Source organism: Geobacillus sp. CX412, assembly GCF_027942335.1.
In the GTDB taxonomy this organism is placed as follows: domain Bacteria; phylum Bacillota; class Bacilli; order Bacillales; family Anoxybacillaceae; genus Parageobacillus_B; species Parageobacillus_B toebii.
On record NZ_CP103461.1, the window covers coordinates 392,726 to 409,213 of the forward strand.

Here is a 16,488-nt window from a genome sequence, read left to right on the forward strand (position 1 = left end):
GGCAGGGGGGAATTTTTTACACACAAGTGGGACACAATAAGTCATAGCGGGACAATTAATGTCCATATATTTTGCAAGGAGAAGGGGACCAATGCAATCATTAATTGAAGCGCAAAAAAAATTATTGCCCGACCTTCTTGAAGTTATGCAAAAAAGATATCGTATTTTGCACTACATTTCGCTGATGCAGCCAATCGGGAGGAGAGTACTGTCGGGCAGTTTAGGAATAACTGAGCGTGTGCTTCGTTCGGAAGTGCAGTTTTTGAAAGAGCAAAATTTGCTAACCATCAGTTCCGCCGGCATGAGTTTGACCCAAGAAGGCAAGGAATTGTTGCATGCGCTCGAGGATGTTATGAGAGAATTATTAGGCCTAAAAGATTTAGAAACAAAATTAATGGAGAAACTTCATATTGAAGGGGTTATCGTTGTTGCTGGAGATAGTGACCTTTCTCCTTGGGTAAAAAAAGAAATGGGAAGAGCTTGTGTGACCTGCATGAAAGAAAGATTGACAAACGGCGACATCGTGGCAGTGACAGGAGGCACAACACTTGCCGCTGTTGCCGAGATGATGACTCCCGATCCAAAACAAAACCGTATTTTATTTGTTCCGGCACGGGGCGGCTTAGGTGAAGATGTGAAAAACCAAGCGAACACCATTTGTGCAAAGATGGCGGAAAAAGCGTTAGGAAACTATCGGCTTCTTCATGTTCCTGACCACCTAAGTCGTGAGGCGTATGAATCTTTAATTGAAGAACCGACTGTGAAAGAAGTGCTGGAACTTATTAAATCATGCCGCATGGTCGTGCATGGAATCGGAGATGCTATCACAATGGCGGAACGCCGGAAAACCTCAAAAGAGGATATGGAGAAAATTAAAGAACGACATGCGGTTGCCGAAGCGTTTGGCTATTACTTTAATGAAGCAGGAGAAGTTGTGCATAAAGTGAAAACGGTTGGCATTCAGTTGGAAGACCTTCCGATGTCGAACATGTCATTGCGGTGGCTGGAGGGTCTTCGAAAGCAAAAGCTATTCAGGCGTATATGAAACGAGCGCCTCATTCCATTCTTATTACCGATGAAGGTGCAGCAAGAGCGTTACTAGGGGAGTAACATCCCTTAAATATATACAACCATTTTTTAAAGGAGGAACTATCCATGGCAGTAAAAATTGGTATTAACGGTTTTGGCCGTATTGGTCGCAATGTTTTTCGTGCGGCATTAAAAAATCCGAATATTGAAGTAGTGGCGGTAAATGACTTAACGGATGCAAACACATTAGCTCATCTTTTGAAATATGATTCTGTTCACGGAAAATTAGACGCGGAAGTATCAGTGAATGGCAATAATATCGTTGTAAACGGAAAAGAAATCGTTGTAAAAGCGGAGCGCGACCCAGCTAAACTAGCATGGAACGAATTAGGTGTGGACATTGTCGTTGAATCGACAGGTCGCTTCACGAAACGTGAAGACGCGGCAAAACATTTAGAGGCTGGCGCGAAAAAAGTAATCATTTCCGCACCGGCGAAAGACGAAGATATTACGATCGTGATGGGTGTAAACCAAGACAAATACGATCCTGCGAACCATCACATTATTTCCAACGCTTCTTGTACAACGAACTGCTTAGCGCCATTTGCAAAAGTGCTTCATGAAAAATTCGGTATTGTTCGCGGAATGATGACAACAGTTCACGCTTATACGAACGACCAACAAATTTTAGACTTGCCTCATAAAGATTTGCGCCGTGCGCGTGCTGCAGCGGAATCGATTATTCCGACAACAACAGGTGCGGCAAAAGCAGTTGCCCTTGTACTTCCTGAACTAAAAGGCAAACTAAACGGTATGGCAATGCGTGTACCAACACCAAACGTGTCTGTTGTCGACCTTGTTGCGGAGCTTGAAAAAGAAGTAACAGTAGAAGAAGTCAACGCAGCATTGAAAGAAGCGGCGGAAGGCGAATTAAAAGGCATCTTAGCTTACAGTGAAGAGCCGCTTGTATCTCGCGACTATAATGGCAGCACGGCATCTTCGACCATCGACGCGCTTTCCACAATGGTCCTGGAAGGAAAAATGGTAAAAGTCGTTTCTTGGTACGATAACGAAACAGGCTACTCTCATCGTGTTGTCGACCTTGCAGCATATATTGCATCCAAAGGACTATAAGGATAGGCGTTGTTTTTAGCACCCAGTCAAGTCTATAATAGGATGGTGGAGGGGAGCGGGGAAATGATCCCCACTCCTCTTCGTTTGTGGGAACGATATCATCAAAAAGGGGGCATAGCGCCATGAACAAAAAAACGGTTCGGGACGTAGATGTGAAAGGAAAACGAGTGTTTTGCCGTGTCGACTTTAATGTGCCGATGGAAAATGGCGCGATTACAGACGACACACGCATTCGCGCAGCACTTCCAACGATTCGTTATCTAATGGAACAAGGTGCAAAAGTGATCCTAGCGAGCCATCTTGGCCGGCCAAAAGGAAAAGTCGTCGAAGAATTACGCTTAAATGCGGTTGCACGGCGTTTAAGTGAACTGCTTGGAAAACATGTGACAAAAACAGATGAGGCATACGGCGATGCAGTAAAAGAAGCAATTTCGAAAATGAATGAAGGCGATGTATTGCTTCTAGAAAACGTTCGTTTTTACCCAGGTGAAGAGAAAAACGATCCAGAGCTTGCGAAAGCATTTGCTGAATTGGCCGATATTTATGTGAACGATGCGTTTGGTGCTGCCCATCGGGCTCATGCTTCTACAGAAGGAATTGCACACTATTTGCCAGCCGTTGCTGGATTTTTAATGGAAAAAGAAATTGAAGTGCTTGGAAAAGCTCTTTCTAACCCAGACCGTCCATTTACGGCGATCATTGGCGGCGCAAAAGTAAAAGACAAAATCGGCGTCATTGAAAACTTACTAAATAAAGTGGACAACCTTATTATCGGTGGAGGGCTTGCGTATACGTTTGTTAAAGCGCTTGGCCATGAAATTGGCAAATCATTGCTAGAAGAAGATAAGATTGAACTGGCAAAATCATTTATGGAAAAAGCGAAAGAAAAAGGAGTTAATTTCTATATGCCGGTTGACGTCGTCGTAGCCGATCGGTTCGCGAACGACGCCAATACGAAAGTCGTTGCAATTGATGAGATTCCAAGCGATTGGGAAGCGCTCGATATTGGGCCGAAAACGCGTGAGCTTTATCGCGATGTCATTATGAAATCCAAGCTTGTTGTTTGGAATGGTCCAATGGGCGTATTTGAAATGGATGCTTTTGCCGAAGGAACAAAAGCGGTTGCCCAAGCGTTAGCGGATGCTGTCGATACATATTCGGTCATCGGCGGCGGCGATTCGGCAGCGGCAGTAGAAAAATTCGGCTTAGCGGAAAAAATGGATCATATCTCCACCGGTGGCGGTGCATCGCTTGAATTTATGGAAGGAAAACAACTTCCTGGAGTGGTTGCGTTAAACGATAAATAACGCGCCAACTCCGTTCGTAGAAAGGAAGGGATCAATCATGAGAAAACGAATTATCGCAGGAAACTGGAAAATGCATAAAACATTGACGGAAGCGGTAAACTTCGTTGAAGAAGTAAAACGGCTTGTCCCGCCTGCCGAACAAGTCGATTCCGTCATTTGCGCACCTGCCTTATTTTTAGAGCGGCTTGTGCAAAGTGCGCAAGGATCTGATTTAAAAATTGGCGCGCAAAATATGCATTTTGAAGACAAAGGAGCGTTTACTGGCGAAATTAGCCCAGTTGCGCTGAAAGATATTGGTGTTACTTACGTGATTATCGGTCATTCCGAACGCCGCGAAATGTTTGCGGAAACGGATGAAACGGTGAATAAAAAAGTGCTTGCTGCTTTTAAACACGGGCTTATTCCAATTGTTTGCTGCGGTGAAACGTTAGAACAGCGGGAAAGCGGCAAAACGAATGACATTGTTGGCGCGCAAGTAGAAAAAGCGCTTGCCGGTTTAACCGCGGAACAAGCAAAACAAGTGGTCATCGCCTATGAACCAGTTTGGGCGATTGGCACTGGCAAATCATCGACCGCTGAAGATGCCAATGAAGTGTGCGGCCATATCCGCTCAATCATTGCAAAAATCTTTTCGCCGGAAGTGGCCGAAGCTGTACGCATTCAGTATGGCGGCAGCGTAAAACCGGAAAACATTCGCGAATTTTTAGCGCAAGAACATATTGATGGCGCCCTTGTCGGCGGTGCAAGCCTCGATCCGAAATCATTTTTACAACTAGTGGAGGCTGGACAACATGAGTAAAAAACCAGTGGCGTTAATTATTTTAGACGGATTTGCGCTTCGCGAAGAAACATATGGCAATGCGATCGCGCAAGCAAAAAAGCCGAACTTTGACCGTTATTGGAATGAATATCCGCACGCTACATTAACTGCATGCGGCGAGGCGGTAGGGCTTCCAGAAGGACAAATGGGAAACTCGGAAGTCGGCCACTTAAATATCGGCGCCGGCCGCATTGTATACCAAAGCTTAACGCGCGTAAACATTGCGATTCGCGAGGGAGAGTTTGACCGCAACGAAACGTTTTTAGCGGCGATGAATCATGTCAAAGAAAAAGGAACGAATTTGCACATTTTCGGTCTTCTCTCTGACGGCGGCGTTCATAGCCATATTAACCATCTATATGCGCTATTAAGATTAGCCGCTAATGAAGGCGTAAAAAACGTCTACATCCACGGCTTTTTAGATGGCCGCGATGTCGGACCGCAAACGGCGCGAAATATATTAAAGAATTACAAGAAAAAATAAAAGAGTATGGCGTCGGGGAAATCGCAACATTATCCGGCCGTTATTACTCGATGGACCGCGACAAACGGTGGGAGCGCGTCGAAAAAGCATATCGCGCGATGGTGTATGGAGAAGGACCAACCTATCGCGATCCGCTTGAGTGCATTGAAGATTCTTATAAACATGGCATTTACGACGAGTTTGTGCTTCCATCGGTCATCGTGCGTGAAGACGGCTCGCCTGTGGCGACGATTAAAGATGAAGACGCGATCATTTTCTACAACTTCCGGCCAGATCGGGCGATTCAAATTTCGAACACGTTTACGAACGAAGACTTCCGCGAGTTCGACCGTGGTCCGAAACATCCGAAAAACTTGTTCTTTGTATGCCTAACACACTTTAGTGAAACCGTAAAAGGTTATGTCGCGTTTAAACCGACAAATCTAGATAATACGCTCGGTGAAGTCCTATCACAACATGGATTGCGCCAGCTTCGCATCGCGGAAACGGAAAAATATCCGCACGTTACGTTCTTTATGAACGGCGGACGGGAAGAGAAGTTTCCAGGCGAAGACCGCATTTTAATCAACTCGCCAAAAGTCGCCACATATGACTTAAAACCAGAAATGAGCGCTTACGAAGTGACGGATGCGCTCCTAAAAGAAATTGAAGCAGATAAATACGACGCGATCATTTTAAACTATGCGAACCCGGACATGGTCGGCCACTCAGGAAAATTAGAACCGACGATTAAAGCGATCGAAGCGGTGGATGAGTGCCTTGGCAAAGTTGTGGATGCGATTCTTGCAAAAGGCGGCATCGCCATTATTACGGCAGACCACGGAAACGCGGATGAAGTATTGACGCCGGATGGCAAACCGCAAACCGCACATACGACAAACCCGGTTCCTGTGATCGTAACGAAAAAAGGCATCGAGCTTCGCAAAGACGGAATTTTAGGCGATTTAGCGCCAACGATGCTTGATTTGCTTGGCTTGCCACAGCCGAAAGAAATGACGGGAAAAACATTAATTATAAAAAAATAATTAAAAGGAGAGTGTGAACATGTCTGCAATTGTAGATGTATACGCACGTGAAGTATTAGACTCTCGCGGCAATCCAACGGTAGAAGTGGAAGTATATACGGAAGATGGCGGTTTTGGCCGCGCATTAGTACCAAGCGGTGCATCAACGGGAGAATACGAAGCAGTGGAATTGCGTGACGGCGATAAAAGCCGTTATCTTGGAAAAGGCGTATTAAAAGCGGTGGAAAACGTCAATGAAATTATCGCACCAGCGATTATCGGTTTTGAAGTGACAGACCAAGTTGGCATTGACAAAACGTTAATTGAACTAGACGGCACGGAAAATAAAGGTAAATTAGGGGCAAACGCGATTTTAGGCGTATCTTTAGCAGTAGCGCGCGCAGCAGCAGATGAATTAGATATGCCATTATACCAATATCTTGGCGGATTTAACGCGAAAACATTGCCAGTACCGATGATGAACATTTTAAACGGCGGCGCGCATGCGGATAACAATGTAGACATCCAAGAATTTATGATTATGCCTGTCGGCGCGAAAAGCTTCCGTGAAGCGCTTCGCATGGGCGCAGAAATTTTCCATAGCTTAAAAGCGGTATTAAAAGCAAAAGGCTACAACACTGCGGTAGGTGACGAAGGCGGATTCGCGCCAAACTTAAAATCGAACGAAGAAGCGCTGCAAACGATCATTGAAGCGATTGAAAAAGCCGGCTACAAACCAGGCGAAGAAGTTATGCTTGCGATGGACGTTGCTTCTTCCGAGCTTTACAACAAAGAAGACGGCAAATACCACCTTGAAGGCGAAGGCGTTGTAAAAACGTCAGAAGAAATGGTCGCATGGTATGAAGAACTTGTTTCGAAATACCCAATCATTTCGATCGAAGACGGTTTAGATGAAAACGACTGGGAAGGCCACAAACTATTAACAGAGCGCCTTGGCAAAAAAGTACAGCTTGTCGGTGACGATTTATTCGTAACAAATACGAAAAAACTAGCGGAAGGAATTGAAAAAGGCGTCGGCAACTCGATTCTGATTAAAGTCAACCAAATCGGTACATTAACGGAAACGTTCGATGCGATTGAAATGGCAAAACGCGCTGGATATACTGCCGTTGTTTCCCACCGCTCTGGTGAAACGGAAGACAGCACGATCGCTGACATCGCCGTAGCGACAAACGCCGGTCAAATTAAAACAGGGGCACCTTCCCGCACCGACCGCGTCGCAAAATACAATCAATTGCTTCGCATCGAAGATCAGCTTGGCGATACAGCGATTTACAACGGCATTAAATCGTTCTATAACTTGAAAAAATAATGATTAAGCAAGGGAACCTAACCGAATCGTTCGGTTAGGTTCTTTTTATTTCATAAAATAATGGATTATTTTTTTGTTTTAGAACTCACATTTCGCACCCTTCCAACGAAAATCGGGAGGATTTTTTTGCATCGATGTGGAATGAATCCTTGACACACAAGGAATGCAAAGGAGTTTGTCCACCATGGATGTTCAAATTTGTGAGATTTATGACAGTTCCTATTTGAATATAATAAGTGCCCTTTTCCAAGATCTTGACCTTCCCCAGCTCATCGATCGGCTGGTTCCGGTGGATCCCCAATGCCAAACCCGAACCAGCGATGCGGTCAAGCTGATCCTTCTGGATATCTTGAGCGGACGACAAGCACTCGTCCATTTGGAGCGATGGGCGCATGAGATCGATTTGTCGAAGCTGATCCGGCCGGGGCTGAAGCCTTCTTGGTTCAATGATGATGCGTTGGCTCGTCATCTCGACCGCCTGTATGAGGCGGATATTCACAAGGTGATCAGCACTTGCTTGATTCACATTTATCGGAAAGAAGGCCTTCCTCTCCAGGCCTTCCACGCCGATACGACGGACAAGACCGTTTACGGCGCGTATGAATCGGCCTCGTCAGAGGCCCTGCGGATCACGCATGGCTACAACCGGCATCATCGCTGGCAAAAACAGATCGGTTTCGGGCTGATCGGCAACGAGGATGGCATCCCGTTTTACGGCGATGTGCACGACGGCAACCTGCCGGACAAAACGTGGAATCCAGAGGTGCTGTCCCGTGTCCACGAACAGCTCAAACAAGCCAAGATTGAAGACGAATGGATTTACGTGGCCGATTCCGCCGCCATGACGAAAGACACTCTGGCGCAGACGAAAGCCGCCAACGCCTTTTTGATCACGAGAGGCCCATCGTCGCTCCGAATCGTCAAAGCTGCTCTGGCGGAAGCGGATGTCCAACCCGATCCAGCGTGGAGCGACTCCTTTTCGTTGGCCGAGAAAAACGGCGCGGCGTACCGGGTATGGGAAACGGCCTCGACGTATGAAGGCCACCCCGTTCGGCTGATCGTCGTCGAATCGAGCGCACTCGACCAGCGCAAAGGAAAAACGCTCGAAAAAGAGCGGGTCAAAGAAGCGGAGCTTCTCCGCGAGGAACAAGCCCGTTGGGAGCGTCACCCCTTCTCCTGCCGCGAAGACGCCGAACAAGCCTTGGCGTCCCTCAAGGCGTCCCTTCGCCCCCGGTTTCATCGGGTCAAGGCCGCGGTCGAAGAGATCGTGCGCCCGAAAAAACGGCGCGGCCGGCCGAAAAAAGAGGTGGAACCCGAGGTGGAGACGCTGTATCTTTTGCGCCTGGACGTCGAATTCCACCAACAGGCATGGGAACAGGCAAGACGGAAAGCGTCCCGGTTTGTCCTCGTCACGACCGTTCCGAAGGAATGGAAAGGCCGAACGATGGATGCTCGAGAAATCTTGAAGTTGTATAAAGGGCAAATCTCGGTGGAAATGAACTTCTCCTTTCTCAAAGATCCGTTCTTCACCGACGAGATTTACGTCAAAAAGCCAGAACGGGTGGCGGTGTTGGGCTATTTATTTCTCTTGGCCTTGGCGATTTACCGCGTCTTTCAGCGCCGGGTGCGTCAGTTCATCACACCAGAACGCCCGTTAAAGGGCGCCGGAGGCCGCAAGCTGACCCGACCGACCGGGCAAGCGATTTTTCAGTTGTTTGAGTATGTGAAAGTCGTCCTCCTCAAGCTGCCGGATGGACGCATCCAACGCGCGCTAGGAAAACCGCTCACCTACGAGCAGCGAAGGATTCTGCAAGGATTGGGAATGGATGAGAGCATTTACGTGTAACGTCATATGGAACGACTAGCGATGGTAAAAAAAGGATTGCCATCGCTTGTCGTGTTGGTCAAAAAGTTATTCTGAAAAACTAAATAAAAAATCCTTTGTTTTGACCTTGTTAGGGTGCGAAATGTGAGTTAGAAGAAATTTGCTATAATGAATAATGCATGCTCCTCATTCCTATTGTGCAAGCTCCGCGTTTATGTTAAACTGAAAGCATTGTAGTGCGTGTTTTTAAAGGAGGATTAGGCAATGCATACATTGCTTGTCACATTGTTAGTCATTGTTTCGATTGGACTTATCGTGATCGTTTTGTTGCAATCGGGAAGAAGCGCGGGCCTTTCCGGCGCCATTACAGGCGGTGCGGAGCAGCTGTTTGGAAAGCAAAAAGCGCGCGGATTGGACGCGGTATTGCAGCGCATTACGGTTGTGCTGGCAGTGTTGTTTTTTGTATTATCGATTGCGGTGACGTATATGCAACTTTAATGATGAAAACAATGGGGGCGGTCCAACCATTTACTCGGGCTGCCTTTTCTGTTTTTTCATAAAAAGAAAGGAGTTGTGCATCATGAAGATCGTCCCACCAAAGCCATTTTTCTTTGAAGCAGGAGAACGTGCGGTTTTATTGCTCCATGGTTTTACTGGAAACTCGTCGGATGTAAGAATGTTGGGACGTTTTCTTGAATCAAAAGGATATACATGCCATGCGCCGATTTATAAAGGCCATGGGGTGCCGCCAGAAGAGCTTGTACATACCGGACCGGATGACTGGTGGCAAGATGTCATGAACGCTTATGAATTTTTAAAAAATAAAGGATACGAAAAAATCGCAGTGGCAGGATTATCGCTTGGCGGCGTATTTTCCCTTAAATTAGGCTACACTGTACCTGTAGTAGGAATTATTCCAATGTGCGCGCCGATGTATATTAAAAGCGAAGAAACCATGTATCAAGGTGTGCTAAAGTATGCGCGCGAATATAAAAAACGGGAAGGAAAAACACCAGAACAAATTGAAAAAGAAATGGAAGAGTTTAAAAAGACGCCGATGAAAACGTTAAAGGCGCTGCAAGAGCTGATTGCGGATGTACGCAACCATATCGACTTGATTTATGCGCCGACATTTGTCGTGCAAGCGCGCCACGATGAAATGATTAACCCTGATAGTGCCAATATTATTTATAACGGTATTGAATCACCAGTGAAAAAAATCAAATGGTATGAAGAATCGGGCCATGTCATTACGCTAGATAAAGAAAAAGAACAGCTGCATGAAGATATTTTTGAGTTTTTAGAGTCGTTAGATTGGTAATCATATTGAAAGGAGGGAAAATGATGGATCAATCATTAGTCGATCGAATTTTAACGTTTATGCGAGACGAGGCGTACAAGCCTCTTACTGTTCAAGAGTTGGAAGAAGCGTTCGGTATTACCGATGCGGCCGAGTTTAAGGAATTTGTAAAGGCGCTTGTCGCTATGGAAGAACAAGGGCTTGTTGTGCGTACGAGAAGCAATCGCTACGGTGTGCCGGAAAAAATGAACTTAGTGCGCGGAAAAGTGTCCGGACACGCAAAAGGGTTTGCTTTCGTTGTGCCGGAAGATCCGTCGCTCGACGATATTTTCATCCCGCCTTCCGAGATGAAAAACGCGATGCATGGCGATACCGTATTAGTGCGTGTGCATTCCGAATCGTCAGGCGCCCGCAGGGAAGGAACGGTTGTACGGATTTTAGAACGCGGTGTCACCGAAGTTGTCGGAACTTATACGGAAAGCAAGTATTTCGGATTTGTCATTCCGGATGATAAAAAAATTGTCAATGACATTTTTATTCCGAAACATGCCGCTAACGGTGCTGTGGAAGGACATAAAGTGGTCGTGCGGTTAACATCGTACCCGCAAGGACGAATGAGCGCCGAAGGAGAAGTTATTAAAATTCTCGGACATAAAAACGACCCAGGTGTTGATATTTTAGCGATTATTCATAAACACGGCCTTCCTTTGCAATTTCCAGATGAAGTCATCGAACACGCCAATAGCATTTCCGATACGATTTCGGAAAAAGATTTGCAAGGCCGCCGCGATTTACGCGATCAAATGATTGTCACGATCGACGGAGAAGACGCGAAAGACTTAGACGACGCTGTAACGGTCACCAAGCTTGAGAATGGGAATTACAAGCTTGGCGTCCATATTGCCGACGTCAGCTACTATGTGGAAGAAGGATCTCCGATTGATCGGGAGGCGTACGAACGAGGGACAAGCGTTTATTTGGTGGATCGCGTCATTCCGATGATTCCGCATCGTTTATCGAACGGCATTTGCTCCTTAAATCCGAAAGTCGATCGCTTAACACTTTCATGTGAAATGGAAATTAACGAACGCGGCGAAGTCGTCAGCCATGAAATTTTTCAAAGCGTCATTCGTACGACAGAGCGGATGACGTATTCAGATGTGAACAAAATTCTCGTTGATAAAGACGAGGAACTAAGAAAAAAATACGAACCGCTTGTGCCAATGTTTGAATTGATGGCAGAGCTTGCGGAAATTTTGCGCAATAAACGGATGAAGCGCGGTGCGATTGATTTCGACTTTAAAGAAGCAAAAGTGCTTGTGGATGAGAATGGAAAACCTTATGATGTCGTGCTTCGTGAACGATCGGTGGCGGAGCGGCTTATTGAAGAATTTATGCTGGTGGCGAACGAAACGGTCGCTGAACATTTTCATTGGTTAAACGTTCCGTTTATTTACCGTGTTCACGAAGATCCAAAACCAGAAAAGCTGCAGCGTTTTCTCGAATTTATTACAAACTTTGGCTACGTCGTCAAAGGGACAGGAAACCAAATTCATCCGCGCGCGCTCCAGGAAATTTTAGAAGCGGTTCGCGGCGAGCCGGAAGAAATGGTCATATCGACGGTGATGCTTCGCTCGATGAAGCAGGCGCGCTATGACGCGGAAAGTCTCGGTCACTACGGATTATCGACCGATTTTTATACGCATTTTACATCTCCGATCCGCCGTTATCCAGACTTAATTGTGCACCGTCTCATTCGCACGTACTTAATTAATGGGCAAATGGATGAACAAACCCAACGAAAATGGGCCGAAAAGCTTCCAGACATCGCTGAACACGCATCCGATATGGAGCGCCGCGCTGTGGAAGCCGAGCGGGAAACGGATGATTTGAAGAAAACAGAGTTTATGGAAGATAAAATCGGCATGGAGTTTGACGGAATTATTAGCTCGGTTACGAACTTCGGCCTTTTGTCGAACTCCCGAACACGATCGAAGGGCTTGTTCATGTCAGCTACTTAACGGACGACTATTATCGCTATGATGAACGGCATTACGCCATGATCGGTGAGCGAACCGGAAAAGTGTACCGCATCGGCGATGAGATTACCGTGCGTGTCATTAACGTGAACAAAGATGAGCGGATCGTCGACTTTGAAATTGTCGGCATGAAAGGCCGCCGTCCTAAAGAGGCAAAAAGTGCACCTGTCGTTATTGAAGGGAAAAAGCGGAAAAAAACAATAAACAAAATGGAAAAGCGAAAAAATCAAAGAAATTTTACGAAGACGTTCCACAGCTAAAAGCAAAAAAGAAGAAAAGAAAAAACGATAAGGAAAAGTCTCGATAGCAAGAGACTTTTCCTTCTTCACGTTTTTTGTTAAAATCATAGTTGCACGATATGAGGAGGAAGGACGTCGTATGCCAAAAGGTGAAGGGAAACTGATTGCCCAAAACAAAAAAGCGCATCACGATTATTTTATCGAAGAAACGTATGAAGCGGGGATTGTCCTGCAAGGAACGGAAATTAAATCGATTCGCGCTGGAAAAGTTAATTTAAAGGATTCATTTGCGAAGGTCGAAAAAGGGGAAGTATTTCTTCATAATATGCATATTAGTCCGTATGAACAAGGGAACCGTTATAACCATGACCCATTGCGGACAAGAAAGCTTCTTCTTCATCGCCGTGAAATTAATAAGCTGATTGGTTACACAAAAGAACAAGGCTATACGCTCGTTCCGTTAAAGCTATATATTAAAAACGGTTTTGCCAAAGTGTTGTTAGGCGTTGGCAAAGGAAAGAAAAAATATGACAAACGCGAAGATATGAAACGAAGAGAAGCACAACGGAAATCGAACGTGCTTTTCGCGAACGACAAAAAATATAATTCCAAAAATTTACAATTGAAAATTAAGTGCATTATGTTATAATAAATAACACAAACGGCAAAAAATATGATTCCAAAACTTCATCATTGAAAACTAAATGCATTATGTTATAATCAATAATGCAAAGGCCAGTTATCCAAAGCTTAAGCTTATCGTTATCGCTTCTCCATCACGGGGACGATACGGATTCGACAGGGATAGGTCGCGCTTAAGCTGCGAGCCGAGGGGATCGTCCTCGTAAAAAACGTCACTTAAAGATAACTGGCAAAGAAAACTACGCTTTAGCTGCCTAATTAAACGCAGCTAGCTCCTCCCGCCATCGCCCACGTGGTGGTGCAGGGGCTCATAACGAGTGGGCTACGCCCGAGTCCGCCGCCTGAGGACGAGGGAAGAGAACAATCAGGCTAGCTGCTCGGAGGCCTGTCGGTAGGCGGAAGATGCAGCGAAACCGAAATATACCGACTACGCTCGTAGATGCTTAAGTGGCGATATCTCTGGACGTGGGTTCGACTCCCACCGTCTCCATTACATAATCATATGCTTAAAAATAAATCAACGGACTTGCCATTATCGGCAAGTCCGTTTTTTCATTGGTTCTATGTCAATTGTTCGGGTGCACTTGATATAAAGTGCACCTTTTTTATATGAAAGAACAAGATGATACAATTATGTCTTCGTTTTGTAACATAATTACTAACTCTATGAAACATAATTGTTATATTTTATTGATATTATACTGTTACGAATCCTAGTACGAATCCAAGCAAGTATTCTATTGTTACGAATTTAAGCAAGGAGGGAGTAGTATCTTGAAAAAGCTACTATTATATATTACTTCATCAATCTTTCTAGCGTTCGGATTTTCAGGAGCTGCATCGGCAGCCGGCACATATCAGGTAAAAAGTGGTGATACTCTTTGGGGCATAGCTAAAAAGTATAAAGTGACTGTCAGCCAGCTAAAGAGCTGGAATAACCTTAAAAGCGATTTGATCAGACCAAAACAGGTTTTAAAGATTTCGGGAACGGCAACCAAAGCGCCTGCTAAAACTACGGTAAAAAAGGCAGCAGCCAAAACAGCAGCGTACAAAACACTCACCGTTAAAGCATATGCTTATACAGTAAACTGCAAAGGCTGCAGCGGAATAACGGCTACAGGCTTAAATTTAAAGAAAAACCCTTCGATTAAAGCAATTGCCGTTGATCCGAAGGTAATTCCACTAGGTTCAAAGGTTTATGTGGAAGGTTACGGCTATGCGGTTGCAGCGGATAAAGGAGTCGGAATCAAAGGAAACAAAATTGACGTATTCATGCCTACAAAAGCAAAAGCTATCCAATGGGGCGTCAGAACCGTAAAAGTTAGAGTATATAGATAATCAAAGAGCCGGCATGATGCCGGCTTTTTTTCATAATTTTTTATGTGCCATTCGTTTTACGTTTTGCAATATGTTCTATAATTAATTTCATTAACAAAGGAATCGTTTAAATAAGATAACGATTCCCTCTTTTCACTTTCTATTAAGCATATTTACATAAATCCCCGTTACAATAGTCCCTAACACGATGATTATTGCAAATATAATTCCTGTGAATGAACCAATATACTCAAGAGCAAATGGAAGAATGAAACTAAGTATTCCAGTGCATATAGAAAATATGCCCATTGTTCTTGCTAATTTTTCTTTATTCCCTACAAAAGTTTCCTCATTGTAACCTGCTATGAGAAATAGTTTCTTCTTTGCCCAAATTAAATATCCCATTAGAATCATAAATAAACTAACAATACTGCAAATAATAATTGCAAGATACATTGTGTCACCTCCAAAAATAGGAACTTATATTTTTATGTAAATACGTTCTTAATGCCTGATAAGTTTCGTTGATAGGCGATAAACAGCTTTCCACACTCTTTTACAAAAAACTCGACAAATATTTACAAAATGTTTAAAATTCATCGGTATGAGCTATGGTATAATGTTGAACATCATACGGAGTTTGTTGTTTTTTATTGAAAGGAGTCCAAAGGATGGCGGATCAGCTCGCTTCCATTATACTGCTTGCTGACAGTTTGAATAGCGAAAATCTCACGGAGAAAATTGCTAAACATTTAAACAAGTATCCTATAGGACTGATTTACTTAGATATAAAACGTTTTGGGGAGATGGAGAAAAAACATGGGCAAATCGCTTGTCGAAAGCTGCTCCAAGTGTGGAAACAATTGATCATAGAAGCAGAAATGGCTGGTTCATTCGGACTGTTGACTCACCGAATGTTTGGAGACGATGTATTGTTGTTTGTCCGTACGGAGCAGGGAGATGCGAATTGGGTGAAAACGGTTTTGCTTCGCCTAGCACATGACATCCGTACCATCTTTGGAAAACAATTGAACGAATCGATGGAATTGTCTGGTGATTCGATTGAACTTTATACTGGAACGGCGGTGCTGGATCCTAGTACAGGACGAACAGACGAAAACTTGCTGTATGATGCGATCAAAGAAGCGATTCACGAAGCGAGAAGCAAAACGGACGCTGAATTCAGACGCTTACAGATGGAATTTCGAGATATGCTTGCTTGGCACAAGATTACGGCTCATTATCAACCGATTGTCTCTCTTTCTACTGGAAGTATCTATGGATATGAAGCGTTAGCGCGCGGTCCGCAGGAGAGTTATTTTGCGACGCCGAATCGCCTATGGGAATTTGCGGAAAAAGAAAACCAGCTGTATGCATTGGAAAAAGTGGCTCGGCAACGGGCAATTGAGGGATTTTTACCAAACGATTCTAACTGGAAATTATTCATCAATCTCAATGCCAATGTGATTCACGACCCGCAATTTACTCCGGGACAGACCTTAGCGTTCCTCGAAAAGATGAATTTGACACCACAAAACGTTGTGTTTGAAATTACCGAACGCCAGTCCATCGATGATTACACCTCTTTCACGAAAGCGTTAGACCACTATCGAAAACAGGGATACCGAATTGCGATTGACGATGCGGGAGCGGGCTATTCTTCTTTACAAGCAATTGCCGAATTGCGCCCCGATTACATTAAAATTGACCGTTCGATTATTCATCATATCGACCGCGACAAGATTAAAGAAATTTTGTTAGAGACGTTGGTAGTGTTTGTGCAGAAAATTAATTGCCAAATTATTGCGGAAGGAATCGAGACTTTCGAGGAGCTGGAAATAGTGAAACGGCTTGGCGTTCATTTCGGTCAAGGATATTTGTTAGGCAGACCACACCCGAAACTACAGCCAGTTTCGGATGCGGTGATGGAATGGATTGAAAGACATTGTTCAATAGTCTGAAAATATGGGTTCCACCCATGTTTTTTATTTATGATACAAGATATTTGTTATTTG

The 16,488-nt window shown here is 44.7% G+C and carries 10 protein-coding genes, 1 other RNA gene and 4 pseudogenes; 14 read left to right on the forward strand and 1 reads right to left on the reverse strand.

The window, feature by feature from the left end:
- Positions 1-91: 91 nt before the first annotated feature.
- The 13 genes and pseudogenes from NXM86_RS01940 (at position 92) to NXM86_RS02000 (ending at position 14,494) form a co-directional block, all read left to right on the forward strand.
- A pseudogene (locus NXM86_RS01940) lies at positions 92-1,110 on the forward strand (sugar-binding transcriptional regulator).
- 45 nt (positions 1,111-1,155) lie between these two features.
- On the forward strand, positions 1,156-2,163 hold the full coding sequence (gene gap / locus NXM86_RS01945) for a type I glyceraldehyde-3-phosphate dehydrogenase (protein WP_062755707.1): 1,008 nt from the start codon (positions 1,156-1,158) through the stop codon (positions 2,161-2,163).
- Between the two features lie 122 nt (positions 2,164-2,285).
- Positions 2,286-3,470, forward strand: a complete 1,185-nt coding sequence (locus NXM86_RS01950) for a phosphoglycerate kinase (protein ID WP_062755709.1) — start codon at positions 2,286-2,288, stop codon at positions 3,468-3,470.
- A gap of 37 nt (positions 3,471-3,507) precedes the next feature.
- Positions 3,508-4,269, forward strand: coding sequence for a triose-phosphate isomerase (gene tpiA, locus NXM86_RS01955; protein WP_498958552.1), 762 nt, complete (start codon positions 3,508-3,510; stop codon positions 4,267-4,269).
- A pseudogene (gpmI, locus tag NXM86_RS01960) lies at positions 4,262-5,799 on the forward strand (2,3-bisphosphoglycerate-independent phosphoglycerate mutase). Before tpiA ends, gpmI begins: the two are co-directional and overlap by 8 nt.
- Positions 5,800-5,818: 19 nt before the next feature.
- The gene (gene eno / locus NXM86_RS01965; protein ID WP_062755712.1) at positions 5,819-7,111 is read left to right on the forward strand and encodes a phosphopyruvate hydratase; all 1,293 of its coding nucleotides are present in this window, start codon (positions 5,819-5,821) and stop codon (positions 7,109-7,111) included.
- 184 nt (positions 7,112-7,295) lie between these two features.
- Complete coding sequence (locus NXM86_RS01970; protein ID WP_498958553.1) at positions 7,296-8,957, forward strand: IS1634 family transposase; 1,662 nt, start codon at positions 7,296-7,298, stop codon at positions 8,955-8,957.
- Positions 8,958-9,200: 243 nt separating this feature from the next.
- A complete protein-coding gene (gene secG / locus NXM86_RS01975) occupies positions 9,201-9,434 on the forward strand; it encodes a preprotein translocase subunit SecG (protein ID WP_015865018.1) in 234 nt (77 codons plus the stop codon).
- 82 nt (positions 9,435-9,516) lie between these two features.
- On the forward strand, positions 9,517-10,257 hold the full coding sequence (locus tag NXM86_RS01980) for an alpha/beta hydrolase (RefSeq protein ID WP_062755726.1): 741 nt from the start codon (positions 9,517-9,519) through the stop codon (positions 10,255-10,257).
- 23 nt (positions 10,258-10,280) lie between these two features.
- Positions 10,281-12,582 (forward strand): annotated as a pseudogene (gene rnr, locus NXM86_RS01985) (ribonuclease R).
- A gap of 71 nt (positions 12,583-12,653) precedes the next feature.
- A pseudogene (gene smpB, locus NXM86_RS01990) lies at positions 12,654-13,120 on the forward strand (SsrA-binding protein SmpB).
- 174 nt (positions 13,121-13,294) lie between these two features.
- Positions 13,295-13,649: a transfer-messenger RNA gene (ssrA, locus tag NXM86_RS01995) on the forward strand.
- Positions 13,650-13,930: 281 nt separating this feature from the next.
- On the forward strand, positions 13,931-14,494 hold the full coding sequence (locus NXM86_RS02000) for a 3D domain-containing protein (RefSeq protein ID WP_041269738.1): 564 nt from the start codon (positions 13,931-13,933) through the stop codon (positions 14,492-14,494).
- 132 nt (positions 14,495-14,626) lie between these two features.
- Here the strand turns inward: NXM86_RS02000 and NXM86_RS02005 are convergent, their stop codons facing one another.
- A complete protein-coding gene (locus tag NXM86_RS02005) occupies positions 14,627-14,929 on the reverse strand; it encodes a DUF3784 domain-containing protein (protein ID WP_190305558.1) in 303 nt (100 codons plus the stop codon).
- Between the two features lie 215 nt (positions 14,930-15,144).
- On the opposite strand from NXM86_RS02005, the gene NXM86_RS02010 reads away from it, so the two are divergent.
- Entirely contained in the window at positions 15,145-16,434 is a 1,290-nt protein-coding gene (locus NXM86_RS02010) for an EAL domain-containing protein (protein WP_498958554.1), read from the forward strand.
- The last annotated feature ends 54 nt before the right edge of the window (positions 16,435-16,488 follow it).

Coding starts and splice junctions, on each gene's coding strand:
- gap (WP_062755707.1), top strand. CDS start 1,156: ATGGCAGTAAAAATTGGTATTAACGGTTTTGGCCGTATTGGTCGCAAT.
- eno (WP_062755712.1), top strand. CDS start 5,819: ATGTCTGCAATTGTAGATGTATACGCACGTGAAGTATTAGACTCTCGC.
- NXM86_RS01980 (WP_062755726.1), top strand. CDS start 9,517: ATGAAGATCGTCCCACCAAAGCCATTTTTCTTTGAAGCAGGAGAACGT.
- NXM86_RS01950 (WP_062755709.1), top strand. CDS start 2,286: ATGAACAAAAAAACGGTTCGGGACGTAGATGTGAAAGGAAAACGAGTG.
- NXM86_RS02010 (WP_498958554.1), top strand. CDS start 15,145: ATGGCGGATCAGCTCGCTTCCATTATACTGCTTGCTGACAGTTTGAAT.
- NXM86_RS01970 (WP_498958553.1), top strand. CDS start 7,296: ATGGATGTTCAAATTTGTGAGATTTATGACAGTTCCTATTTGAATATA.
- secG (WP_015865018.1), top strand. CDS start 9,201: ATGCATACATTGCTTGTCACATTGTTAGTCATTGTTTCGATTGGACTT.
- tpiA (WP_498958552.1), top strand. CDS start 3,508: ATGAGAAAACGAATTATCGCAGGAAACTGGAAAATGCATAAAACATTG.
- NXM86_RS02005 (WP_190305558.1), bottom strand. CDS start 14,929: ATGTATCTTGCAATTATTATTTGCAGTATTGTTAGTTTATTTATGATT.